Here is a 26,106-nt window from a genome sequence, read left to right as displayed (position 1 = left end):
CTAACATTAATTCGCTTGTTTATGGAACGGTATACTCGACCATTTCGGGATATTGTGCTTTACTTTTGCCACCATCACCGTCATATCATCATCAATACGTCCCGCTCTTGATCGAATCACCTCTTCCATAATTAAATCTGCCACTTCTTGTGGGTCGTTCGTTTTTAACTCAGTTATTTTCCTCTTCATCCAAAGATCAAAATTCTCCACATGTTTCGGCCCTTCAAATACACCATCGCTCATCATAATTAATAAATCCTCTGCTTTTAATTGCTTACTAACAACATCGACATCGAATTCTTCAATCATGCCTATAGGTAAATTACTTGCTTGCACTTTCATCACTTGGCTCCCTCTTTTAATAAAACTCGGTGTGGAGCCTATTTTTAAAAATTTAGCATCAGCATTTTGTAAATCAATCATCGCCAAATCTAATGTGGAGAAAATTTCATCTGTTGTCCTTAATGACAGAACAGAATTGACCGATTTTATGGCCACTTGCTCTTCTATACCTGATTGCAATATTTTCTGTAGTAATTCTAACGTTTCTTTGCTTTCTATATGTGCTCGTTCTCCATTTCCCATCCCATCACTAATGGCAATTGCATACTTACCGCTACCTAATTCAATTGTTGAATAACTATCTCCTGATACTAAGCCACCGTCCTTAGCCGCATGTGCCACTGCCGTATCAATGACATATGCCTTTGCTGAACGAAAAGTAACATGGCAATAATCATTGGCATAACTCGCACATTCCTCAGATTTAACTAAGATTGTTTCTCCTAATATATCTGAAAGCATTGGTGCAATTAATTTCTCACATTCTCCGTGCCCATTGCAGTATGGGATCGTCATCTCTATATCAACATCGCCTTGCTCCAAGCTATAAATTTCTACCTGTTCTACCTCTACCCCAAATTCTTGAATGGCCTCTAATATCAGTTCTTCCTGTTTATGATGATTCTCTCTCTCTCTTTGAATTTCTTTAGCAAAATCCCCCATCACTGCAGACACACCTAATAATTGATCTGCCACAAGCTTCCTACTTTCTTGTACTTGTTTTTTCAACCGTTGATTTGCTTTATAAAAAGTAAGCTCCTGTTGAATCACTTCTGTTGTTTTCTTCGACCGTGTACAGTGTTTTTCCCACTCCCTTTCTAGTCGTGAAGAAATTTGTCCGTCTTTTTCATCTAAATCATGCATAATGTTTTTCATATAATCATATGTTGTATCAAAGTTCCTAGCCCAGCAGTGATCCTTTTTAAAGCAAGTTTGGCATGTCTTCTCTGTGACATTACTTAGGAAATAATCCAATTCTCGATCTGTCTCATCATTTTCCACCACAGGAGCTTGATGTTGCATGGCAAAGCTTTGCGATAACGCTTGAAAAACATTAGAAAACTGAGAAACTCTGTGCGCAGTTACATCCCGCATTTTTCTCATGTACTGCTGTTGCTCTGCGGCATATTCTGCTGTCCCAGGGATATGTTTCGCTAGCTTTGAAGTAAAACTTTGAGGCGTTAATAGAAATAGAAATATTGCTACTCCCGTTTCGTATAAACCAATTAATAAGTTTGACTGATTGTCACCATACATTCCCATGAGTAAGGTAGCAATGAGCAAACCAAATGCCACACCTATTTTCTTCCCTTCTTTTAATAACCCACCTAGCAAACCAGAGAATGCTAATAAACTCATATGGAAAAAACTTGAAATATTAGCCAAGCTAAATATTAGCCCTGTCACGACACCAACCGTTGAGCCAACCGTGGCACCAGCGACAAATGAAAACACAAGCACCAAATAACGAGACATCACATGTTCGACTGATAGGTCATATACGGTCCATCCGATTGTTCCTGTCATTACTGAGGCTAGCATAATAATGAGGCAGACGATTTCCTCTGTTTTTAATGATTGCCTCCTCCGATTAAAAAATAGTAACGGCAGGCTCTGTAGGAATATTAAACATAGGATAAATCCTAAACTAGCCTCTACACCAGCCATCATGAAATCGTACATCGCCACATGTCCCGTTAAGATATAAGATTGGATAATCGAACTGATTAATAATGTCACAGCCACATATATAGGCATTACTTTTAATTCATTGGTAACCCACTTTTTACTTATCCGAAAAACAAACAGAAAAAAGAAAGATGTTAAAAACGTGGTCACACCATGAGTAAATGATAAAGTCGAAGCTCCTCCAATCAATCCAATTAAAGCAAGCGGTGCTTTATCCTTTCTTACTAAATACATCGCAGCAAAAAAGGGCAGAGTGAATGGTGTCAACTGGGACAATATAAGGGCTCGTCCAAGTAAAAAACCAATAATTAAAAACAAGTACCCCTTCTTAATAAAGAAAGTTTCTAAGCCCGTCTGTATTTTCCCACCTATTTTTGAGAGCTCCATCTTGGGACGACGAAGATCCACTTCCCCTATCGGTTCTGCAATTGTTCGTTCGAGTTTTTCCATCATTCCCACTCCCTATTTGTTTCTTTTTTGCTATTATAAAGGGCTATGTCTTAAAAGTTTGTCAAAATAATGGACAAGTACCTCTTTTTCGTTCGACTGATTTCTTTATAAAGTGCAAAAAGAGTACAAAAGCAGCATCAATTATAAGGATTGGAATTGGACCATACGTTCTCCTGTTGTCTAAAAAAACTAGACATCACATGCTTCCAAAAAATGACGAAACCCCATCAACTATTCCGACAAAAATTTTCCGGGGGAAATAATATTGACAGACTTGTAGAATCTTTGTATTATATATCTTGTGCTTTTAAAAGAAAGTAACTTCAAATGGCGGTGTAGCTCAGCTGGCTAGAGCGTACGGTTCATACCCGTGAGGTCGGGGGTTCGATCCCCTCCGCCGCTACCATTTTTTATAGTGGCCCGTTGGTCAAGCGGTTAAGACACCGCCCTTTCACGGCGGTAACACGGGTTCGAATCCCGTACGGGTCATCACTTATATTAGCTATAAAACAAACCTGGGCAGCATCAACTGTTCAGGTTTGTTTTTTACTCATTTTTAATGATAATAACAGCAACCCTAGCATGTATTTTTTTTGTTTGATTTTTGATTTTTTTTCGCCTAATCTAATCGAACTTTTCTCTCTGAACTATTTTCTGACACGTTACTTGTCTAATCCAATCAAACTTTTCTCTCTGGCCTAATTTCTGGTGCGTTTCTCGTCTAATCCAATCAAACTTTTCTCTCTGGCCTAATTTCTGGTGCGTTTCTCGTCTAATCCAATCAAACTTTTCTCTCTAGCCTAATTTCTGATCCGTTTCTCGTCTAATCCAATCAAACTTTTCCCTCTGCCCTAATTTCTGACCCGTTTCTCGTCTAATCCTATCAAACTTTTCTCTCTGACCTAATTTCTGGTACGTTTCTCGTCTAATCCAATCAAACTTTTCCCTCTGGCCTAATTTCTGGTGCGTTTCTCATCTAATCCTATCAAACTTTTCTCTCTGACCTAATTTCTGGTGCGTTTCTCATCTAATCCTATCAAACTTTTCTCTCTGACCTAATTTCTGATCCGTTTTTCGTCTAATCCAATCAAACTTTTCTCTCTGACCTAATTTCTGATCCGTTTCTCTCCTAATCCAATCAAACTTTACCCTCTGCCCTTATTTCTGACCCGTTTCTCGCCTAATCCTATCAAACTTTCCTCTACCACCTAATTTCTGATCCGTTTCTCGCCTAATCCTATCAAACTTTCCTCTACCACCCAATTTCTGACCCGTTTCTCGCCTAATCCAATCAAACTTTTCTCTCTGACCCAATTTCTGACCCGTTTCTCGCCTAATCCTATCAAACTTTCCTCTACCACCTGATTTCTGATCCATTTCTCGCCTAATCCAATCAAACTTTCCCCCCTGCCCTAATTTCTGACCCGTTTCTCGTCTAATCCATTCAATCAATCTTCTGCACCCTATCCCCCACATACGCACAATTCCTTATACGCAAAGTTTCTATACCTACCTAAGTCACCACACTTAATCGTTATGACTTACAATCATTGCCATTCGTCACAATAGTTGCGGAAGAAGAATAAAAAAAGCAATCCCAATAAGGATTGCTTTTGCAGGAATCGTCGTGATCCCCTTGCTCGTATATATTAATTCAGCAGCAAGTTAACCTCGTTTAGCTCCTCTGCCACCACGTTTTGATTCTGTATTTCTCTTAAGAGAAGATAAACGGTCTTCACTGTCTTTCAAAAAGCGAGCCATTTTAGATTCGAATGTCTCCTTTGAAGGACGGTGATTATCGTTTGTTCTACCTTGACGTGGGCGCCCAGAATAGCCTCTCGACTCTCTTCTTTCAGGCCTTTCCGTTCTCTCAGGACGATCAACAGCTTTCTTAATTGATAAACCAATTTTACCGTCTTTCTCCACATTAATAACTTTCACTTCAACAGTATCGCCTACTTTGAGGTGATCATTAATGTCCTTCACATAATTGTCTGCAACTTCACTAATATGCACAAGGCCTGTTGATCCTTCCGGCAGCTCTACAAACGCTCCGAAATTAGTGATGCCTGTAACCTTTCCTTGTAACTTGCTGCCTACTTCGATTGACATAAAAAGATATTTCCTCCTTAAAGATATAAAGTAAACCCAAATGTATTCATACTTATACTATATTATACCGAAAGATAAAAATAGGTGTCAACTTCTCATTGAGCTGACTCATTTTCTTTTTTTTCCTTTTCATCTGTTTCATCCGGCATTTTGAAGATGATTTCACCTTGTTCAGAAAGATAATAATCCCTTCTAGCAAGTTTCTCTAAATACTCTTCATCATGTAACCTAACAATCTCTTCATTCAAGGCCTTTTCTGACTGTTCTAGTTCTTTCAATTGATGAGCAAGTTTTACCTTTTCTTCTTTCTTTTCACCTAGGGCAGCAGATTGGGATACGATAGTCGTAATCATAAATACTGAAACCACAGCAACAAATACAAAAAAGACAGTCAGTCTACGATAGAGAAGCTTCTTTCTCCGTTGAGAACTGATTTTATTGGCTTCCTGTTGTTCGATATAGCTTGAATGGATCTTGGCTACATTTTTATTCTTGTTGGTACTCATACAACTATCTCTCCCTTCTAAGTTATTCTTTCTTCTTCCACTTTTCCGCCAGTTTTTTAACATATTCTTTCCCTTTTTGGAAATATCCTTTTAATTTATCATAGAACTTATCGACTGATTTTTTAAAAGGGTCTGGTAATATACGAATAAGAAGTCGAAATATCCATCTTACTGGTGATAATAGTACTTTTAAGATGAACATTAGCACATTACTTGTCCATTTTATCAGTAGTAGAAGAAGTTTGCCCACTAATACCAATAGCCCTATTAAGGTAGTGAAAAAAAACTGAACAGGTCGAATAATTAATAGACGAATGACCTTCACAATAAAATAATAAATAGAAATAATCGTAGAAATAACTATCTCTAATAGCTTTAGGTAAATATTCTTCATTAACGCTTGATAGGCTGCAAAACCGCAAAGTAAAGCTAAAAAGATGTAGAATCTTAACTCTCCTTCATTGACAAGGAACAAAATATAAAAAATAGCTAGTCCTTGTAATAGCCAAAAAAGGATGTCATTTATAAAGACAACCCAACTCTTTCTTAGTGGCCGTTTGAGAAAGCGCTGATACGTATCTAAGCTCGCTCCAAAAAGGGAACCCATCCCTATCATAGAGAGCATCGTCAAAAATTGGACCGATAACGTCATCGGAATAACTTGCTAAAGAGCCCTTTAGCTTTTTCTCCATGTTGATCATCTAAATAAACAAGGTCGAAAATTTTCCCTTTTATGGAGACAATTCCTTTGTCCACATCTAAATTCTTCATTTGTAGATTTTGCCCTTTGATAGCTAAAAAACCCATGACAGTTTCTAATAAAAACTCTTCATTATCAAAGCTTTCTACCTGCTTCACTCCCGTAATATCTAGCAGCCTTCTGCCCCGCATGATCACATCATGATCAGGAGCAGTTTGTTTACTCGAGTTCTCATGGTATTGGCTCATCTTTATCCCTCACAATCCATAGTACAATCCTTTAATACATATGTATGAAGATTGCTCAGGGATTAGAACAAGCGCTATTTATTTATTCTTGATTCATTCTTTCTTCACTTACTATCGTGTACATTTCCGCTGCATCATCTTTTCTTGTTGTTTCCTGTATTTTATCTATTCGCACCTTTGTCACTTTCTGCCCAAATCGAATCGATAATTCATCACCAACTTTTACATTGGTACTTGCCTTCGCTTCTAATCCATTAATAGCAATACGCCCTTGGTCAGAGACTTCCTTTGCCAAGGTACGTCTTTTTATTAATCGAGATACCTTTAGAAATTTATCTAAGCGCATACTTTCACTCCCCTTTACCCTAAAAAGTTCATTTAGTAACCTTTTTTCTTCGCTTCTTCCCAAAAACGATCCATTTCCTCCAGGCTCGCCTCTTCTAGATTCTTATCTAGTTTTTTCTCTATATATGAAAACCGATTCGTAAATTTCGTATTGGTTCGATGTAATGCTTCTTCTGGGTTGATTTGATAATACCGAGCAATATTGATAAATGCAAATAATATATCACCAAATTCTATTATGCGATTGTCATTATTATTCTCGGCTTCCAATTGAAATTCTTTAATTTCTTCAAACACCTTATCCCACATTGGTTGGATGTTTTCCCAATCGAAACCTACCTTTGCAGCACGTTTTTGTAACTCTTCTGCACGCAACATGGCAGGATATGATTTTGGAACACCATCCAATAGTGACGATGTTTTTTCGCCTTTTTCTTGTTTTTTCATTTCATCCCAGTTACGTAACGCTTCATTTACATCTTCTGCTGCTCTCTCTCCAAACACATGCGGATGTCTAAAAACCATTTTTTTAGAAAGACCTTCTATTACATCATGAATAGAGAAGTACCCTTCATCTTCTCCTATCTGGGCATGAAGCATAACTTGTAACAACACATCCCCTAGCTCTTCAATTATATGATCAATATCATCTTCTTCAATCGCTTCGATTAATTCATACGCTTCCTCGATTAAATACTTCTTCAAAGATTGATGTGTTTGTTTCTTATCCCACGGACATCCATTTGGACCTCTTAAGGTAGCAATGATTTCTTTCAGTTTAGGGAACGTTGGGTAAAGAATCTCTTCATTCATAACGGGAGGGACATATACAGATGTTAAATTAGTTAAAGCTAAATCATGATCTAGTTCATAAAGCGGAACTTCCTTAATCACTTCTTCACTACTTCCGGCCGCTGTTACAATCTTTACTAAATAATCATCCGGTAAATAGTCCATTAACGTCAACTTTACTTCAGATGCAATAAATGCATCATACACTTGTCCGATAATCATATGTTGTGTAAGAACAAGTTCACTTCCCTTTAAGTCCGTACCATCTAATAGTGTAAAACCTTCAACTGGATCAACCCTTAACGCTTGGAACATGCTATCTAGAAAACTTTGGCCACCCTTAAAGTCTAAATTAACTCCATACTCATCAGCCCTTTCAATGAGTAATTGTACCGTTTTTTCTGCTACAAGCGGGTGACCCGGCACAGCATAAACAATGTTTTCTACTTTTCCTTTTTCTAACAAAAGGGTGCTTATTTCTTCGTACACCTCTGCAAATTGATCATGTGATTCATAGATTGTGTCAAAGGATTCAAATAGCACTCCTTCGGCGGTTAAGGCTGATACCACAGGGTGTTCTTTTGTTCTTAAATAGACTTTATTAACACTGGTTAATAGCTTATATACTCCTAGTGGCAGTTGATTAAGATCTCCTGCCCCAAGGCCAATAACTGTTACCTTCATTATAAATAATTCTCCTTTATTTTACTTTTTGTGTCGGTTTGTTTTTATCTTCTTTTCATAAAATGGAGAAGCTTTTCTCCAAAAGGTAACTGACGTAGCTCTGCTTCTGTAAATATGTTGCTGCGAATCGTAAGAAATAAATAAAGAATCGCACCAAGAGCGGCGCCGGTTAACGATTGAAAGGTAGCAAGTACTCGTCCACTCATGAATGAAAGTGCAGTAACAGAGAGATACAAATTTAAAAAAATCGTCATCAGAAGAGCAGAACTAAGAATTGTCAATAACACACGTACTGAAACAAGTGTGACACTTTGGTTCCATTTTAACCGAAACAGCAAAGCAATTACCATCAACGCTAACGCAATGTATGTGGCGTACACAGCCCCATATATTCCATAATGCGGTACAAATGAGGTATTCAGAAAGTACTTAATGCCCACTCCGATTAAAATCGTCCACGCTGGAAAAAAGCTATTTCCTAGGCCTTGGTGTACGGCTGCCAAAGTAATCACAAGAGAGCTTAGTAAAATAACAATAGACATTAGACCTAGAACGGCTGAACCTTTATCATTTTCGAATAGCATGACATTTGTTTGTCTCACAATCGCCCAAAGCCCCACTGAAGCGCCAACGCCAAATAGAAGGCTCACTCTTATGACCAATTGGATTTTTTCATTGAGTAGATGAGGTTGCTTTATTTTTACGTATGTAAGAATTGGTACGAGCGATAAACTCATCGAAGTGGCAACAATAGAACCTAATTGAATAAGTGGCTGGCCTCTGTCATATACACCCTTTAATGTCTTTGCTTCAATTTCAGAAAAACCCGATGTCGTCAATAATGCATAAAGATTGAGGGCATCTGCTAACTGGATAAAAATGAGTAATAAACTACTCACACAAATAGCAAAGCTTTGGACAATAATCTCTTTAGACAGTTGTAAATACGAGCTAACACCCCTGTGCTTCTGCCTTATTCTTGGTGCACTTTTCATTTCTTTTATAAAATAGAATAGCAAGATTGCAAAAGCTGCCAAAGAGGCTAAAATGACACCATAGTAAACTCCACCGCTAACAGAATAAATGGAAGCACCCATTTTAGTTAGTATATAAGCATAAAGCAAGATAAACAGCACTCGTATAAGTTGTTCACTCACTTGGGAAACAGCTGTTGGCATCATATTTCCTTTTACTTGAAAAAAACCTCTTAACACTGATACAAGTGGTAATATTAAAAAACTAATAGCAACAATGCGCAAGGAATCAGCCAATTGAGGATCGTTCATATAGTAAGCTAAGGCATCGGCACTAAAATACATCGTTAAGCAACATAAAACAGCAATCATTGATAACAATAATCCGGCAACTTTTAATAATCGCCGTCCACCTTCCTCACCATTCCTCGTTCTTTGCTCAATATATAGTTTTGAAATCACAACAGGAAAACCTGTTGTGGCTAATACAAGAAAGATCCCATAAAAAGGGTACACTTGTTGATAAATATAAAACCCGATATCTCCTACTATGTTTTGGAAAGGAATGCGATAAACCGCGCTCAACAATTTGACAATGATTCCTGCCGCAGTCAAAATAACCGCACCTTTCATTATACTCGTAGAAGTTTGATTGGTATCCAGAAGATATCTCCCCCTATAAGCACGACGATACCGCTTAACTATGAACTTCGAAATGTATTATAGCATATTCATTCATTGATATTTGTCTCTCGCTCCTTGCCTGAGGGAGGCATTTGTAGTTTTTCGGTAAAAGGATGCTTAGCTATGATTTCTCCTTATGTTTAAGTAAATCCTACTTGAAACTATCAATTTTTGAAGCGATTATTCGATATTAGCTCTGGCCTAATTATGATTTCTTCACGCTTGGGTTTCTTTAATTTACATCTCCCATCTTTTCCAGACAAATTCCCTTGAGTGATTCTTACCGAAAATTTCATTGAGATGCTGGTTTTTAGACTCGTTACCATCTTAATCGGTCTTTTCAGAACGCGGCACTTTTTTACCCGATTAAGCATTTCCTGTCGACTTCAGTTAAGGGGCTGATTCGTTTCTAATGGCATCTTACTCCAGATCATTTTCATCTAACTTTAGCAGCATTCAGCTCCCGAAAGTCAATGTCTACACAAAAATAAAGCGAACAATCATCATTAAGAATATGATTGTTCGCACTAGATGACGCTAGAAAAGTTCCAGCTCATATTACCTATATACTATGATTCCATTTGTCTCGCTAAAAATCCAGCTGCGGTTTCGACGGATTTTTGTTCAACTGCACCAATGGTGTCATCTTTCGCAATGATTACGACTGCGCCAATTGGATCGCCATTGGCTACTATGGGTCCTATTGTGTAAGATGCGACGGATTCTGTATGATTATCTACAATTGAAATTTCGCTTGATTGGGTCACAAGAACAGAGCTACGATCCTCCATTGTCTTCTCTACTAGATCACTAATACTCTTATTTAAGTAATCCTTCTTAGAGCCTCCTGCAACAGCGATATATGTATCTCTATCGCAAATTAAGACCGGATTTCCTAAGCTATCATATAATGCTTCTGCATATTCTTTTGCGAAGTCACTAAGCTCAGAGATAGGTGAGTATTTCTTTAAAATTACCTCTCCATCGCGGTCTACAAAAATCTCAAGTGGATCTCCTTCACGGATTCTTAAAGTTCTCCGGATTTCTTTAGGAATGACGACACGACCCAAATCATCAATACGACGAACAATACCTGTTGCTTTCATTCAACGTTGCCTCACTTTCATCTGATGATTAAATTACTGAAAAGAAAAAGCCGCTTAACTCTAACCGATCCATGGCCATTAGGACGATACAACGAGAATTCTTCCCATTTATTCCTTCGCTAATGATAAATATTTCCCTTTACAGATGATTTTCGGTTAAATCTAACTTAAACTACAGCTTTTACTTTTCAAAATAGCTATGATTCATAAGGAAGATATCATGAATGCATCGCCATGTTTGAACTTAGTATCTTTCATAAGGAAAGTTATATACACGTCCAACTATTTTTTCTTTTAGGTGTGATTCATTCCAGAAAGGGATAAACATTCCATTTATGTGCTCTATCCTTGAAATACCCTTGTCCTTTCTCAATCAAACATTGCAATTCTTACAATGAAATTACCAATATTTTTCAACAGTTACTTGGCTGTTTTTTCAGGAACCTTCTTTGTATCTTGTAATCCCTTCATAAAGGTAAACGCATTTTCTAACCATTCTTTCGTGGCAATTCCTTTTATATGGAGAACTGCTTTCAGTTTTTTTCCATCCATACCAAGCCCAATCATGCGACCAAATTGATTGCTGAGCTTGAATACTTTTTGCCCATCAGCTTCAACACTACCTTGCTCAGATAACAGGACAAGCACTTCATCTTTTGATTGCTTCACTAGTTCGACTCCAGCCACTTCTCCATATACTTTCATTTCAGCAATTTTAAATAAATACGCGACTTCTTCCGGATAATCACCAAAGCGGTCAACCATCTCATCTTTCAATTCATCAATATCCTCTAGGCTCGTAATCCCACGGAAGCGTTTATACATTTCAATTTTCTGATGTCCATCAGAAATAAATGCATCTGGAATATAAGCATCAATTTCTAAATCAATTTCCATTGGCTCTTTTCTCGGCTCACCGCCCATGGATTCTTTCCTCTCTTCAATTGCTTCTTTTAGCATTTGTGAATATAGATCAAACCCAACAGAATCAATAAAGCCATGTTGCTCCGCTCCAAGTAAATTACCTGCACCTCGAATCGTTAAATCACGCATGGCAATTTTAAATCCAGAGCCAAGCTCCGTAAATTCTTTAATCGCCTGCAAACGCTTCTCTGCCACTTCTGTAAGGACTTTATCTTTACGATAGGTAAAGTACGCATAAGCCACACGGTTAGACCTACCTACCCTTCCTCGCAATTGATACAACTGAGATAAGCCCATGCGATCAGCATCATGAACAATTAATGTATTTACATTTGGTATATCTACACCAGTCTCAATTATCGTTGTACTTACTAAGACATCATATTCACCGTCATAGAAACCAAGCATGACGCTCTCTAATTCATTCTCCGTCATCTGACCATGTGCATAAGCGACCCTTGCATCAGGAACAATCATAGAGATTTCCTCTGCTTTACGCTCAATATCCTCCACGCGATTATACAGAAAATAGACCTGACCACCACGTGCTAATTCTCGCTCGATTGCTTCCCTCACCAATACACCGTTATATTCCATCACATATGTTTGTACTGGAAAACGATTTTCAGGTGGTGTTTCAATAACGGATAAATCCCGAACGCCCAGCATGGACATATGCAATGTACGCGGAATTGGTGTCGCTGTTAATGTTAAAACATCGACATTGGTTTTTAATTTCTTGATTTTCTCTTTATGAGTAACACCAAACCTTTGTTCTTCGTCTATAATCAACAAACCGAGATCTCGATAAGTCAAATCTTTAGAAAGGATACGGTGTGTACCAACGACAACATCAACCGTCCCCGCTTTTAATCCTTTAATCGTTTCAGTTTGTTGTTTCTTCGTACGGAATCGACTCAACATACCGATTTTTACAGGATAGTCTTGGAACCGCTCAAGCATCGTTTCATAATGCTGTTGTGCAAGGATCGTTGTTGGCACAAGAAAAGCAACTTGTTTACCATCAGCCACTGCTTTGAATATCGCTCGTATAGCCACTTCTGTTTTTCCATAACCCACGTCTCCACAAAGCAATCGGTCCATTGGTCTTTCTCTTTCCATATCTTTTTTAATCTCATTAATGGAACGAATTTGATCTTCTGTTTCTTGATATGGGAAAGCAGATTCAAACTCTCGCTGCATATCACTATCAGGGTTAAAAGCGTATCCTTTCGATGCTTCTCTTTCGGCATATAATTTAATAAGGTCATCGGCGATATCTTCAACAGAGGATTGGACTTTTTTCTTTACCTTCTTCCAATCGTTACCGCCAAGTTTATAAATCTTCGGTTCTTTTGATTCAGACCCTACATATTTTTGTACAAGGTCAATTTGTTCAACAGGAACATAAAGTTGATCACTACCTTGATAACGAATATTCAAATAATCTTTATGGACACCATTAATCTCTAAAGTTTCAATCCCTAAATACTTACCAATACCATGGTTGACATGAACAACGTAATCACCAATCTTTAATTCCGAATAGCTCTTAATTCTTTCTGCATTGGAAAGTTTTTGTCTCCTCTGTTTCTTTCTTGTTTTATGATTAAATAGCTCTTCTTCTGTAATCACGGCAATCCGTTGATTATTTAGCTCAAAACCTGTTTGAATGGCCCCTTCTAAAATCTGAATTCTTCCTTGTGCAAGGAGAGAGTCCTGCTTGATGATAGCGGATTCAATATCATAATCCTCTAACACATTTTGCAATTTGTGAACCCGCTCTTCATCTACAGCAAGAAAAACAATAGCATAATTTCCTTTTTTCCAGCGATCAACCTCTGTTTTAAGCACATGCATTTGACCATGAAAATTTTGCATCGGCTTACAGGAGATATTAATAATATTTTGCGGATTTGTATTCGGTACATGTCGTAAAAATAAGGACATATAAACAATCGGATTTTTCTTACTATACATTAATTCTTTTAAAGAATGGGAAGTGACAACGTCGTGAATAATTTGTCCTTCTTCAAGTAGGTTCGTGTACCATTCTGCTTCTTCTTTATCAAGGGAATCATTCATTTCTTGTACGCGACTGACTTCGTCTACAAAAATCAATCCGTTCGCAGGAAGATAGTCTATTAAACTACTGCCTCCCTCATAAGCAAGGGATAAATATTTATATAATTGCTCTGGTTTAGTACCAGTCTTTAATTGTTCTAATTCATAACCGATATTTTGTGTAAGGCTTTGTTTGGCTTGGTCATTTTTTAATTTTTTTAAGCTTTTACCCAATCCTGACTCTAAAGTATGAATAAGCCGCTCAAAATGTTCACCTTCCATTGGTGTTTCCGTAGCTGGCCCAATTAACACACGCTCAACCTTTGACTTTGAGCGCTGATCTTCTAAAGAAAAGAAACGGATAGAATCAACCTCTGTATCGAATAATTCAATTCTAATAGGGTCTGACTCTGTTAACGGATAAATATCAATAATACCACCACGAACACTAAATTCACCTGGAGAGGACACCATCTCCACTCGACTGTAGCCCATTTGAATAAACTGATTTAATTGTTGTTCGGTTAGCTCATCGCCAACTTTTAACGTCAACTGAAGTTTACTCCACAACTCTTTAGGTGGAAGGACCTTCTTTAACCCTGCCATAGGTACAATCATGACACCATCATTTGCTGACATCATATGGTTGAGTGTTTCAATTCTTTGCCCTTTTAATTCTGGGCTAGATATACTTAATTCGGCTGCAATTAACTCATTTGCAGGATACAAGAATACTTGCTCTTCTCCGAGAAGTTGTGTTAAATCCTCATATAATTTTTGCGCTTGCAATAAATTGTGGGTTGTCACAAGTAAGGGACGTTTAGACTGTTCATATACTGCCGCCAGAAAAAGCGTTCTAGCTGAACCCGTTAAACCTGCCACCATTTGTTCATTTAACCCTTCATCTATACCTGATAATACAGACAAGACCTCATCCTGTTGTGAAAATACTTTTTTAAGCCCTAACATGCAGTAATCCTCCTATTACAAAAAGCAACATCTCTCCCTCAACCTGAGAAAGCTACTACTCCCCTATTTGCTCTTCTTTTTAAATACATTTTTAAAGCACTTTAAGCTCCCTAAACCTCGTATAGGTTAGGAAGCCAAATTTTTCTTACTTACATGTTTATACTCACAAAGCATATAAATCATGCGTGTTTTTTCAAACAATGGTTGTTAACTTTATATATTATTCGATTTTTATAAGAAAAGTCCCTCTATTATCGTACTAAACTTTTTTCCTATCTATCGAAAAGAGTATAAAGAAACAGAAAAATGCTTTGGAAAGTACTCCAAAGCTTTAATGAATTAGAAAGTCTTGCTGATAGTAGTCGGGATTACGCTCTAGTGATTCATGGCAATCCTCACAAATCGCCTTCACGTAAACGTTTCCCGAATTATCATACTGGATCATTTCATGTCTTTCTTCTTCATTTAATTTATGAAAGCCTAATTGCTCTGCTTGAACCGTTTGTTTATCGACAGTCCCTAAAGATACCCCGCAATGGCGGCATGAGTAATGAATAGCCAACAATAACACTTCCCTTTATCCATCAATTGTCATTATTATTGACGGTTTGTTGGAAGGATATGCACAAATCATTATATCATGATTGATTATATACATTCATGACTTGAAGGAAAGGTACATTTAACCATTCTTGACACGCATCAGTACATTTATTAATGACAGCTTTCATTTCGTTCATTTCTTCTTCAGTAAACTTACCAAGTACATAATCCGGGACTTTCATTCCTTGAGGCGGACGATCTATCCCCACTCGGATGCGGTTGAATTCTTGCGTACCGATATGAGCAATCGTTGATTTAATCCCGTTATGTCCACCAGCACTTCCTTTTTGTCGCAAGCGAATCTTTCCAACCGGTAAATCTAAATCATCATAAATAACTACAATATCCTCTATCTCAATTTGAAAATAATCCATCAGTGGTCTAATGGATTCACCTGATAAATTCATATATGTAAGTGGTTTTAATAAAAAAACTTTTTCTCCTTTTACAAATCCAGCACCATACAATCCTTTAAACTTTGATTGATCAAGTGGAATGTCCCACTTTTTAGATAATTCATCGATCACATCAAATCCAATATTATGTCTTGTACGATCATAGGGCTTACCTGGATTACCTAACCCTACAAATAGTTTCACTAAGCACTTTCCCCCTTACCTCAAATAAGGACTGACCCGTTGGTGCTCTGGTCAGTCCCCACCTTAGTTTGGTATTATTCTTTTTCGTTTATAACTTCCGGCTCTTCCACAACTTCCTCTTCTTGAGGTTCTTCTTCCACACGAGGAGGGAGGATAGAAAGAATCGTCTCTTCGGCATCATGTTCAATTTCATACGAGGAGGCACCTTTTAAATCTTCAATAGTGACCACATCGTTTATCTCTAATTTAGAAATATCCACATCAATTGATTGCGGGATATTGCCAGGTGTACCGGTAACGGTAATCTCATGTAGCGCTTGTTGCAAGACGCCACCTTCTTTTACACCTGGTGAGTCACCGACCGTATTTACAGTAACTTCTGCTGTAATTTGTGTAGATTTGTCTACAGATAATAAATCAGCATGTACCACTGTATTCTTTAATGGATCGGCTTGGTATTCTGTTAAGACGACATCGACTTTCTTACCATCAATATCGACTGAGAAGACACCATTTCTACCAACTTCTCTAATCGTCTTAATAAAATCAGCCTCATTAAAGAATATTGGCTTACTCTCCATCTTCGTGCCATAAACAATTGCTGGAACATTACCATCTGCACGAATTTTAGTTAAAAATGAGTGACGAAACTCTTTTCTTTCCTTCGCTTCTAAAACAGTCATTCTAACGTCCCCTTTCATAATTTAAGGCTTATTATTTAAAGATTCCCTAATTAACTGAAAGATAAACATCGCTCGACGTTTGTAAGCAAAATGTCCATTTTTTAACTAAACGTAATAATCCGATAGATGGCATGATGTGTCAGAATTGATTAATCGAACAACACGCTTACAGATTGCTCTTCGTGGACACGAATAATTGCTTCTCCGATAAGAGATGCCACAGATAACTCGACGATTTTCCCTGTTTTCTTCTCTTCATCAAGAACAATAGAGTTCGTCACTACTAGCTCCTTAATTTGTGAGTTTTCAATACGGTCAATAGCCGGTCCCGATAGAACAGGGTGCGTACAGCAAGCATACACTTCTGCAGCTCCATTTTCCACAAGTGCATTTGCAGCTAAAGTGATTGTGCCAGCCGTATCGATAATATCATCAATAAGAATAGCTATTTTCCCCTCAATATTACCAACAATATTCATCACTTCTGCCACATTTGGTCTTGGACGGCGCTTATCAATGATGGCAATTGGCGCTTTTAATTGATCTGCCATCTTACGTGCTCTTGTTACACCACCATGGTCTGGAGAAACGACAACAATATCTCCTTCTACCTTGTTCTTAAAGTATTCAGATAGGATTGGTACACCCATTAAGTGATCGATTGGAATATCAAAGAATCCTTGAATTTGTGGAGCGTGTAAGTCGAGCGTAATCACACGTGTTGCGCCCGCTGTTTCTAATAAATTTGCAGCAAGTTTCGCAGTAATCGGCTCACGTGCACGCGCTTTACGGTCTTGGCGAGCATATCCATAATAAGGCATAACAATATTGATTGTTTTAGCAGATGCTCGTTTTAGGGCATCAATCATAATTAATAATTCCATTAAATGCTCATTTACTGGATTACTAGTTGATTGGATTACATACACATCACAGCCACGAATACTTTCTTCGATATTAATTTGGATTTCACCATCGCTAAAGCGCGTAACCGAACATTTACCTAATTCTACACCGATAAATTTAGCAATTTCACTGGCAAGTCCTTTATTTGAATTTAAAGTGAATACTTTTAAATTGGGATCTAAATACTGGTTTGACATGATGCGCCTCCATAAATTTTTATTTCTTTTGATTTAATTGATCTACATAATTCTCTTTGTTTACTTGACGAGCACGTGCAATAGATAAGGCATTGCCTGGTACATCATCAGTAATCGTAGATCCAGCTGCAATATAAGCACCTTCACCAATTGTAACTGGTGCAACCAAGTTTGAGTTACAACCGACAAATACACCGTCTTCTATCTTTGTTAAATATTTATTCTTTCCATCGTAGTTAACTGTTATGGAACCACAGCCTAAATTAACGTCTTTTCCGACCTCAGCATCACCAATATAACTTAAATGTGAAGCTTTACTACCCTTGCCAAACTTCGCTTTCTTTATTTCTACAAAGTTGCCAATTTTAACTTCATCATCAATTTGCGATTGCGGTCGAATATGGGCAAATGGACCAATCTTTACTGCCGCACCAATTTCACTATCATGTGCCACTGATTGCCTTATGACCGTTTCACTGCCAACTTGACAGTTTTCAATCTGAGTAGAAGGGCCAATCTCACAATCCTTACCAATAATGGTATGCCCCATCAACATAGTGCCAGGGTAAATAATTGTATCTGAACCAATTTCGACATCCACACCGATATAAGTATTTAATGGGTCAACAATTGTTACACCATTTCTCATATGATGTTCGTTGATACGTTTCTTTAAATACATCTCTGCTTGTGATAACGCCACCCGATCATTTACTCCTAAGGTTTCCTCGAAGTCAGGTGTTTGATACGCAGTAACGATTTCACCTTGGGCTTTTAAGATTTCAATGACATCAGGTAAATAATATTCACCTTGGGCATTATCATTAGATACTTGTGATAGCGCTTGGAATAAAGCTTTGTTATCAAAACAATAAGTTCCAGTGTTGATTTCTTCTATCAATCTCTCTTCTTCTGACGCATCCTTATGCTCGACAATTTTCTCTACATGACCATCAGTATTCCTCACTACACGACCATAACCTGTCGGTTGACCAGTATGCGCTGTTAAAATAGTTGCTTTCGCAGATTGTTCTTCATGATGTTTAAATAACGCTTCCATTGTTTCTGCTTTGATTAATGGTGTATCTCCACATATAACTAGCGTGACACCTTCTTTATCCTGCAACAAATCTTTCGCTTGAATAACGGCATGGGCCGTACCAAGCTGTTCTTCCTGCAAACGGTACTCACTCGCTTCTCCCAGCTGTGATTGAACTAGATCTGCTCCATGACCAATGACAGTTACAATATCTTTTATATCAAGTGTAGATACTTGATCAAAGACGTGCTGAACCATTGGTTTTCCACAAACAGGGTGTAGCACTTTATATAGCTTAGATTTCATCCGTGTACCCTGACCAGCAGCTAAAATGACCGCATATCGATTAGACATTTAAAGTCCTCCAATTAACCTTTTTATCCATTAAAAAATATATCCTAAATAGCATATGATTTCAAGGAATGAAAGGAAAGTACATATTTTTGTCAATTAGAATGACTTTTTCACAAGTCTACACACACCCATCCATTTGAAATAATTTATACACAAAAAAAGAGCCCATACCTAAGATGTATGGACTCCTAACTGCGTGTCTATTTTTCTACGAAGCACCCGCTTCTTCAAATTCTACTTCCTCTAATTCACCTAAACGATGGTACTCTGCTAATACTGCTTCTTGGATTTTACCGCGAGTCCCGGAATTAATCGGATGAGCAATATCTCTAAACTCTCCATCCGGAGTACGTTTACTTGGCATCGCTACAAATAAGCCGTTATTACCATCAATGACACGAATATCATGAACGACAAATTCCTGATCCAAAGTAATAGATGCAATCGCCCTCATGCGGCCATCCGTATTAACGCGGCGTAATCTTACGTCAGTTACTTCCATTCTGTTCACCACCTTTTCCCAGTAGATAAAATCCTTTACTTACAATTCCACATATAATTGCAAACTCCTTCTTAATTAGAAAAAATATTTCGTAATTTTAGGACAAATGGATGATTTCCATTAAAATTCTTCCAAATACCATTCTCCTTTGACTATTTCGATTTCATGAAATTCACTTTTGTCTCATAAAAAAATACACCATCCTTTCAGAATGGTGTATCTCCCACACGAGATTTACTTCACAAGTGCGATAACTTCTATTTCAATTTTTGCTTCTTTTGGCAATTTTGCTACCTCTACACAAGAGCGAGCGGGTTGGTGGTTATTGAAATACTCTCCATAAACTTCATTCACAGTTGCAAAATCGTTCATATCTTGGATGAAGACAGTTGTCTTGATGACTGTTTCAAGTGATGCACCTGCTTCTTGTAATACTGCTTGTAAATTTTTAAATACTTGATGTGTTTGAGCCTTCACATCACCATCTACCATAACACCTTCTGTAGTTAATGGTATTTGTCCCGAGCTATAAAACATATTATTTACAACAATACCTTGAGAATACGGTCCAATAGCCGCTGGAGCTTCATTCGTTTGAACGATCTTCATAACAATCTTCCTCCCTCTCCCTACTTAATTCCTTTTGAAGTAGTTTCCTTCAGTTACATTAATACGTTTTTCTCTTACATCTACATCTGCTAACTGGACGAGAGATACATACTCATCAACTAAACGTTCATCTGCATTTTCTGATTCTACTAAGACTGCAATTCCAGCTAGTGTAGCTTTAAATTCATCCAGCATACTAATCATGCCATTAATTGTGCCGCCGGCCTTCATAAAATCATCAACAATAAGTACTTTCGAACCTTCTTCTAAACTTCTTTTAGAAAGAACCATCGTCTGAATCCTTTTCGCAGACCCTGATACATAGTTAATGCTGACTGTAGATCCCTCTGTCACTCTACTATCTCTTCTGGCAATGACAACAGGCACATTAAGATAATTAGCGACTGCATAGGCAAGCGCAATTCCTTTTGTCGCAACTGTCATGACCATATCAATATTTTTATTAATATAAGCCGATGCAATTAACTTACCGCATTTTTGTACAATCATAGGGTCGCCTAAAATATCAGTCATATAAAGGTAACCGCCCGGCAAGAGACGATCAGGACTTGCAATTAACTCACATAGTTCAGCAATGATCGGTTTCGCTTCTTCATCTCGTACCTTCACCTGATATCTCACGCCACCCGCTGCCCCTGGAACTGTTTCTAATGTGCCTATTCCGCGAAGCTCAAAAGTGTCTTTTATTATCGCTAAATCTTCGCTAATTGATGATTTAGCTGAACCATATCTTTCTGAGAAAAAGGTTAAGGATACCAATTGTCTTGGATGCTCTAAAAGATAATGTGTCATATCAATTAGACGTTCACTCCGACGAAATTTCATGATTGGCCCTCCTTTTAATTAAAAACCGAATATTATAACGATAATATAACATTATCATACGTCTTTAATCAAGTTTATGCTGTTCTCCAAGGAGTCTAACCGCAAAAACTTGGTCACAAAACCCTCTTAGACCATTATAAATACGGTGCATACGAGAATCATGCTGTGCTAAACCAAATACAGTAGGGCCACTACCACTCATTAGCACTGCATCAGCACCAAATCTCTGCATCTGTTCTTTAATTTGGTTAACCTCTGGATGCATTTTTAACGTCACACTTTCAAGGACATTAGACAAATGTGCGCAAACATCGCTATAAGACTGATCTTCAATGGCCTTAATCATTGCTAAGGTTTGCGGATGTTTAAGTCCCTGTTTATTTAAGCGGCGATACACCTCAGCAGTCGAAACACCGATAAAAGGTTTAGCTAAAATCACCCAACATGTTGGTGGAGCTGGTAAAGCTTGAATAAGCTCTCCTCTACCTGTAGCAAGGGCTGTCCCTCCATAAACGCAAAAAGATACATCTGAGCCGATTTCTGCACCGATTTCCGCTAACTCATCAATCGTTAATCCTAATTGCCACAGCTTGTTTAAGCCTCTTAACGCTGCTGCTGCGTCACTGCTTCCCCCAGCTAATCCCGCAGCAACAGGAATCACTTTTTCAATTGCAATACTAACCCCTTGCTTCACATTAAACCTGTTCTTTAGTAAATGTGCTGCCTGATAAGCTAAGTTCCTATGGTCATCTGGAACAAAGCGATTATGTGAAACAATTTTTATCTCATCTTTATCCAATAACGTTAATTCAAGACGATCTGCCAAATCAATGGTTGTCATAATCATTTCTACTTCATGATAACCATCCTCTCGTTTACCGAGGACATCTAATGATAAATTGATTTTAGCAGGAGCCTTTACTAAAAGTTTCAAACTCTCCACCTACTTTACAAATTTCAGGACGACTCCATTTTTTGTCCTATTTTACCACAAAACAAGAAAAGTAAGACGTATGCAATAATATTATTCAATATTAAGATTAATTTTTTGACATTAGCCTGGGAACAGTCAGCATATTTACGATGAAAAATAAGCAATCGCAAAACGAAATAAACTAAATAAGTACTTTTGTCAGAGCGGTCTTAGTTAATGTACATGCTTTGTATAAAGATTGTAAGAAACAGATTAAAAAGGTGCTCGTCTTGCAAATGAGATTTTGCGTTTCCGGGGAATCATTTTTGAAACCATCAGAGGTATAGATTCCTGAATCGATTTTATCCGCACCCGGACCAACTTCTGAAGTTTGGATTTTTCGAATGGGTTTCTTTTGCCCTAATCTAACTCGATATCACCTAACTCACATCTTCTTCGTTCATCTTCCAGATTCCTGACTCTCGTTCGCCTACGCGTTTGAGATTAAATACTTTCCTTCCAGAGAGTTTAAACATAAAAAATACTCCTCCATAGGTAGCCAGATATTTGTCTACTTATAGGGGAGCATTAGCCTGTTTTCGTATTTGTTTCTTTTAAAAACACAATGAATTATTTTGTCTGATAGGATGCTAAGGCTTTTTCTATTGCTCTTTTCACCATATTGCCAGCATCTTTAGAAGTAATAGCGCCCCAACCTTCTTGTTGAACGGTGTCATAAAAGCCTAATTCTTTAGCGAGTTCTTCTTTCATTCCTTCTGACATGATTCGCCTTCTTCTGCTCATCTTGGAATCACTCCTTATTCATTGCTACTCATAGCTTTCCTCAGAAGTAATTCTTTCATGAAGGTAATTACTAGTAGTTGTTTTAACCTTTCTAAAACACAAAAAAGCAGCAAATTGGCTTGCCGCTTTTGTTGATGTTATATAAGGTTAGCTTAAAGCAACTTGTCCTGATGTGTCTTCATAGAAAGTAATTTGAACCGTTTCTGTTAAAACATCCGCATAGCTGTAAGATACGCGTTCAAATGCATTTTCATCTTGATCTAACTCGATGACAAATACAGATGGATACGTTTCAGCTAAAACGCCAGACCGTTCAATTGTCTTTCTGCGTCCGCCATTAGCCTTGAGCATTAGCCTTTTACCAAGATTTGAATCAAGTGCCTTTTTGATATCCAATAATGTTTTTCCCATTCGGTCCACCTCACTATAGAAAGTATACCACTTTACCACAATTAAGTCAAGTAAAATTATTAATTATATCAATAAACAAAAACAGTTGCAACACATTTCGTTCTACTTTTTTTGCTAATTTTCTACATTCCTAACATTCCCCATCTTTTAGGAAATTATGTAAAATTATTGAGAATCTTATTTTTCCATATAAAAAAGAAGCCCAACCGACATTGGCAAGCCCCTCTAACATACCCTTATTTTATCATTTTCCCAATAGGTAAACTCTCTTTTAAAATGACCCAAACGGATCAATAGATTGTTCTTCCTCTTCCTCATAATGGAACGGCATACCCGTCCTAAGCACACCTTTTGTTTCCACCCCACCTAAGCCTCTTTCACCAGATAATGTATTTCTTAACACGTCCCAAACACGAATATGCTCATTATAAGGTGTAAAACTAATCTTACTTACAATATATACCGGATCTAGCGCATGAATATTTACTCTTGATGGAGAACTAGCAAAATTAGCTCCAGCATGAATCAGGGATTCAAAGTGAGATTGACAAGCTCCAGCAAAGATGACAAGTTGATCTAAATGAGGAACCTTCTTCCTGGCTTCTTTCACCGTTTGCACAAAATGCTTAGAATGGCGGTAAGCCTCTATATCTGATTTACTACCCTTTGCCTTTGTATATGCGTCATGGCCAGTAATAACTAAAATATCCGGTCGATAATAATCTACTAACTCCCCAATAACACGAGGCATATCCTTTTCACTTAAGTGTAGACCTGTAACTGGAATACCGATTTTCTCATATACCGTTAAACATTTCTTTAGATACCCTGGATCACCATCAAGATGTAATACCTTCCCGGGTAATTGAAAATAATTAGCTGCTTTACTATATCCCTCTGTTACTGTATATTCCCTTTTCTCTTGCAATAGATGAACATCTTGACGGAATAATTCAAGAGATTGCTCTTCAAGTGTGCGGAATTCCTGCATAATCCTTCGCTGATCAGACTGACTCATGATGATAAGATCCTCATAAGGAGCATCTGCAATGAGCCTTATATCTTCTCCATATAATACCGCCATCTTTTTCCCATCATGCTCTCTTATGTCAATAACTCGGAACATAATATCACAATGATAGGAAACCCTCCCAACGATATCCATTAATTTTATAGTCACTGTCGTCACTCCATTTTGGGCCATTTCCCTGAGTCTGTTTCTTTAGTTAAATTATGCGCCAATGCTTGGACCTGTGCTTCTCTATAGCGCCTCTTCACCGTACAAGGAAAAATTGCAAATCCCAAAAACCAAATTAAAAACCGGACTAAACACTTTTAATAAAGTCATTAGTCCGGTTCATATGTGCTAATACCTAGTAGATGCTATGAACTGAAGTGAGGTAGTAATGCGTCAGCCAAACGAGCGAATTCTTCTAACCCTAACGTTTCTCCTCTTCTCGTTGGTTCAACCCCAGCTTGATTTAGTGCCTGTAAAATGAACTCTTTTCTTTCTTTCCCCTTCTCTAACTGACTCGTTAAATTATTGAGGATGGTTTTTCTCCTTTGTGCAAAGCTTGCTCTTGTTACTGTAAAGAAGAAGGCTTCATCTTGAACTTTCACTGCTGGTTGATCTAATTTTGTTAAGCGGATAACAGCAGAATCGACATTCGGTTGAGGAATGAAGACAGACTTAGGAACAATCATAACAGTCTCTGCTTTTGTATAATATTGAATTGCAATCGAAAGGGAGCCATAGCTTTTAGAGCCAGGACTCGCAGAGATACGTTCTGCGACCTCCTTTTGCAACATACATACAATACCTCTAATCGGGAGCTGATCCTCTAATAACTTCATAATGATTGGCGTAGTGACATAGTAAGGTAAATTCGCAACTACCATTAAATCATCGATGTTTGCAAATTCTTGTTGTATCGCCGAAACGATATCAGCCTTTAGTACATCTTCATTAATAACTTTTACATTCGGATATGGCTCAAGTGTATCTGCCAATATTGGTAATAGTCGGTGATCGATTTCAAAAGCTAAAACCTTCTCACTTCTCTTAGCTAATTGCTCAGTTAATGCACCAATACCAGGACCAATTTCAATGGCACCAGACTTGGGTGTTAATTCAGCATGATCCACAATTCGATTTAATATATTCGTGTCTATTAAGAAGTTTTGACCTAAACTCTTTTTAAACGAAAAGCCATGCTTCTCTAAAATTGCTTTCGTTCTTATCGGTGTGGCAATATCCTTATTCATAATCAAGCTCCTTGTCCATTTTAGCTACCGCTGCCAAAAAGTCTTTCTTTGTAATTTGAAACATTGTTAAACGTTTATAAAGTTGCTTGCCATTGGCATAACCTATCTTTAAAATCTTGCCTAGCTCTTCACGGCGCTTCTTTGCGTCACTGCCACCAATTAAGCCTGCGTCCATTAGATCAGCCTGCGTCACTTCAGACACAGCCTCCTCTGTCATGACATAGGCATGGGAGAGCGCCTCTCGTATCACCTCAACAGAAGCATGCTCTACACCTACACCTTTACCATGCTTAGCTATGGCAAATTGTTTATCAATAAAGGCGTGCTTGCATTGTGGGACATGCTTTGTAATCGTATGTCTAATTTTCTCACCAGGAAAATCAGGATCTGTTAAAACAATAACACCTCTCGTTTTTTGCGCCAGTTTTATTTTTTCTAATGTCTCAAAATTTATGGCTGAGCCATTTGTTTCAATTGTATCGGCATCTAATGCCTTTTTAATCGCGACAGTATCGTCCTTACCCTCTACCACGATAATCTCTTTTATTTTCATTTTAACACCTATCCGTTCACTAAAAACTTCCAATTTATACTTATTCAGCAAACTTATTTTAAAAATAATGAATTATTTGCAAAAAAAGTGAAACATTTCTGTAATGTTAATCGTCTAAATATATATAATGATAGTACAGCAAGATAGCATGCATTTTATTATATATGAAACATCCTTCGAAAGAAAATGCAAATAACAGAAAAAGAGCAGAGGATGAATTCCCCTGCTTACAA

General features: G+C 37.7%; 25 protein-coding genes and 2 tRNA genes. 2 read left to right on the top strand and 25 right to left on the bottom strand.

Annotation, left to right across the window (positions count from 1 at the left end; translation table 11 throughout):
* Positions 1-6 precede the first annotated feature (6 nt).
* On the bottom strand, positions 7-2,481 hold the full coding sequence (spoIIE, locus tag LCM23_RS24380; RefSeq protein ID WP_224939134.1) for a stage II sporulation protein E: 2,475 nt from the start codon (positions 2,479-2,481) through the stop codon (positions 7-9).
* Positions 2,482-2,810: 329 nt separating this feature from the next.
* Here spoIIE and LCM23_RS24375 point away from each other — a divergent pair.
* A tRNA-Met gene (locus tag LCM23_RS24375) sits at positions 2,811-2,887 on the top strand.
* 11 nt (positions 2,888-2,898) lie between these two features.
* Positions 2,899-2,970: transfer RNA gene (locus LCM23_RS24370), tRNA-Glu, on the top strand.
* 669 nt (positions 2,971-3,639) lie between these two features.
* Here the strand turns inward: LCM23_RS24370 and LCM23_RS24365 are convergent.
* The 24 genes from LCM23_RS24365 to rnmV all read right to left on the bottom strand — a co-directional run bounded on the left by LCM23_RS24365 (position 3,640) and on the right by rnmV (position 25,873).
* Entirely contained in the window at positions 3,640-3,933 is a 294-nt protein-coding gene (locus LCM23_RS24365; RefSeq protein WP_224939133.1) for a hypothetical protein, read from the bottom strand.
* Positions 3,934-4,146: 213 nt separating this feature from the next.
* Positions 4,147-4,593 (bottom strand): S1 domain-containing RNA-binding protein, encoded by a 447-nt coding sequence (locus LCM23_RS24360; protein ID WP_095371273.1) that lies wholly within the window; start codon positions 4,591-4,593, stop codon positions 4,147-4,149.
* A gap of 95 nt (positions 4,594-4,688) precedes the next feature.
* Positions 4,689-5,099, bottom strand: coding sequence for an FtsB family cell division protein (locus tag LCM23_RS24355; RefSeq protein WP_095371274.1), 411 nt, complete (start codon positions 5,097-5,099; stop codon positions 4,689-4,691).
* Between the two features lie 22 nt (positions 5,100-5,121).
* Positions 5,122-5,751, bottom strand: coding sequence for a spore cortex biosynthesis protein YabQ (gene yabQ, locus LCM23_RS24350; protein WP_224939132.1), 630 nt, complete (start codon positions 5,749-5,751; stop codon positions 5,122-5,124).
* Positions 5,748-6,047, bottom strand: a complete 300-nt coding sequence (gene yabP, locus LCM23_RS24345; RefSeq protein WP_095371276.1) for a sporulation protein YabP — start codon at positions 6,045-6,047, stop codon at positions 5,748-5,750. The genes yabQ and yabP overlap by 4 nt, the downstream gene beginning before the upstream one ends.
* 82 nt (positions 6,048-6,129) lie before the next feature.
* A complete protein-coding gene (locus LCM23_RS24340) occupies positions 6,130-6,393 on the bottom strand; it encodes an RNA-binding S4 domain-containing protein (RefSeq protein WP_224939131.1) in 264 nt (87 codons plus the stop codon).
* Between the two features lie 32 nt (positions 6,394-6,425).
* Complete coding sequence (gene yabN, locus LCM23_RS24335) at positions 6,426-7,868, bottom strand: bifunctional methyltransferase/pyrophosphohydrolase YabN (RefSeq protein WP_224939130.1); 1,443 nt, start codon at positions 7,866-7,868, stop codon at positions 6,426-6,428.
* A 44-nt stretch (positions 7,869-7,912) separates the two neighbouring features.
* On the bottom strand, positions 7,913-9,475 hold the full coding sequence (locus tag LCM23_RS24330; RefSeq protein ID WP_224939129.1) for a putative polysaccharide biosynthesis protein: 1,563 nt from the start codon (positions 9,473-9,475) through the stop codon (positions 7,913-7,915).
* A gap of 620 nt (positions 9,476-10,095) precedes the next feature.
* Complete coding sequence (gene spoVT / locus LCM23_RS24325; protein WP_095371279.1) at positions 10,096-10,632, bottom strand: stage V sporulation protein T; 537 nt, start codon at positions 10,630-10,632, stop codon at positions 10,096-10,098.
* Between the two features lie 420 nt (positions 10,633-11,052).
* The gene (gene mfd / locus LCM23_RS24320) at positions 11,053-14,589 is read right to left on the bottom strand and encodes a transcription-repair coupling factor (RefSeq protein ID WP_224939128.1); all 3,537 of its coding nucleotides are present in this window, start codon (positions 14,587-14,589) and stop codon (positions 11,053-11,055) included.
* Between the two features lie 331 nt (positions 14,590-14,920).
* A complete protein-coding gene (locus LCM23_RS24315; RefSeq protein WP_095371280.1) occupies positions 14,921-15,151 on the bottom strand; it encodes an anti-sigma-F factor Fin family protein in 231 nt (76 codons plus the stop codon).
* 76 nt (positions 15,152-15,227) lie between these two features.
* A complete protein-coding gene (gene pth, locus LCM23_RS24310; protein ID WP_224939127.1) occupies positions 15,228-15,791 on the bottom strand; it encodes an aminoacyl-tRNA hydrolase in 564 nt (187 codons plus the stop codon).
* A 74-nt stretch (positions 15,792-15,865) separates the two neighbouring features.
* Complete coding sequence (locus tag LCM23_RS24305; RefSeq protein WP_224939126.1) at positions 15,866-16,474, bottom strand: 50S ribosomal protein L25/general stress protein Ctc; 609 nt, start codon at positions 16,472-16,474, stop codon at positions 15,866-15,868.
* 149 nt (positions 16,475-16,623) lie between these two features.
* Positions 16,624-17,577: a ribose-phosphate diphosphokinase gene (locus LCM23_RS24300; RefSeq protein ID WP_095371283.1), complete on the bottom strand. Its 954-nt coding sequence runs from the start codon at positions 17,575-17,577 to the stop codon at positions 16,624-16,626.
* Positions 17,578-17,596: 19 nt separating this feature from the next.
* Positions 17,597-18,970: a bifunctional UDP-N-acetylglucosamine diphosphorylase/glucosamine-1-phosphate N-acetyltransferase GlmU gene (glmU, locus tag LCM23_RS24295; protein ID WP_224939125.1), complete on the bottom strand. Its 1,374-nt coding sequence runs from the start codon at positions 18,968-18,970 to the stop codon at positions 17,597-17,599.
* A 208-nt stretch (positions 18,971-19,178) separates the two neighbouring features.
* The gene (gene spoVG / locus LCM23_RS24290; RefSeq protein WP_095371285.1) at positions 19,179-19,472 is read right to left on the bottom strand and encodes a septation regulator SpoVG; all 294 of its coding nucleotides are present in this window, start codon (positions 19,470-19,472) and stop codon (positions 19,179-19,181) included.
* Between the two features lie 234 nt (positions 19,473-19,706).
* Positions 19,707-20,081, bottom strand: a complete 375-nt coding sequence (locus LCM23_RS24285) for a RidA family protein (RefSeq protein ID WP_224939124.1) — start codon at positions 20,079-20,081, stop codon at positions 19,707-19,709.
* A 24-nt stretch (positions 20,082-20,105) separates the two neighbouring features.
* Positions 20,106-20,927: a pur operon repressor gene (gene purR / locus LCM23_RS24280; protein ID WP_095371287.1), complete on the bottom strand. Its 822-nt coding sequence runs from the start codon at positions 20,925-20,927 to the stop codon at positions 20,106-20,108.
* 64 nt (positions 20,928-20,991) lie between these two features.
* Positions 20,992-21,870, bottom strand: coding sequence for a 4-(cytidine 5'-diphospho)-2-C-methyl-D-erythritol kinase (ispE, locus tag LCM23_RS24275; protein ID WP_440214451.1), 879 nt, complete (start codon positions 21,868-21,870; stop codon positions 20,992-20,994).
* A gap of 600 nt (positions 21,871-22,470) precedes the next feature.
* On the bottom strand, positions 22,471-22,644 hold the full coding sequence (locus LCM23_RS24270; protein ID WP_224939122.1) for a small, acid-soluble spore protein, alpha/beta type: 174 nt from the start codon (positions 22,642-22,644) through the stop codon (positions 22,471-22,473).
* Between the two features lie 147 nt (positions 22,645-22,791).
* Positions 22,792-23,055, bottom strand: a complete 264-nt coding sequence (gene veg / locus LCM23_RS24265) for a biofilm formation stimulator Veg (protein ID WP_095371290.1) — start codon at positions 23,053-23,055, stop codon at positions 22,792-22,794.
* Between the two features lie 271 nt (positions 23,056-23,326).
* Entirely contained in the window at positions 23,327-24,235 is a 909-nt protein-coding gene (gene yabG, locus LCM23_RS24260; RefSeq protein WP_224939121.1) for a sporulation peptidase YabG, read from the bottom strand.
* 203 nt (positions 24,236-24,438) lie between these two features.
* A complete protein-coding gene (gene rsmA, locus LCM23_RS24255) occupies positions 24,439-25,320 on the bottom strand; it encodes a 16S rRNA (adenine(1518)-N(6)/adenine(1519)-N(6))-dimethyltransferase RsmA (protein WP_224939120.1) in 882 nt (293 codons plus the stop codon).
* Entirely contained in the window at positions 25,313-25,873 is a 561-nt protein-coding gene (rnmV, locus tag LCM23_RS24250) for a ribonuclease M5 (protein ID WP_224939119.1), read from the bottom strand. Before rnmV ends, rsmA begins: the two co-directional genes overlap by 8 nt.
* Between the last annotated feature and the right edge of the window lie 233 nt (positions 25,874-26,106).

This window comes from Cytobacillus kochii (assembly GCF_020171845.1).
Lineage (GTDB): Bacteria > Bacillota > Bacilli > Bacillales > Cytobacillaceae > Cytobacillus > Cytobacillus kochii.
This window is presented reverse-complemented; position numbering and strand designations above follow the sequence as displayed.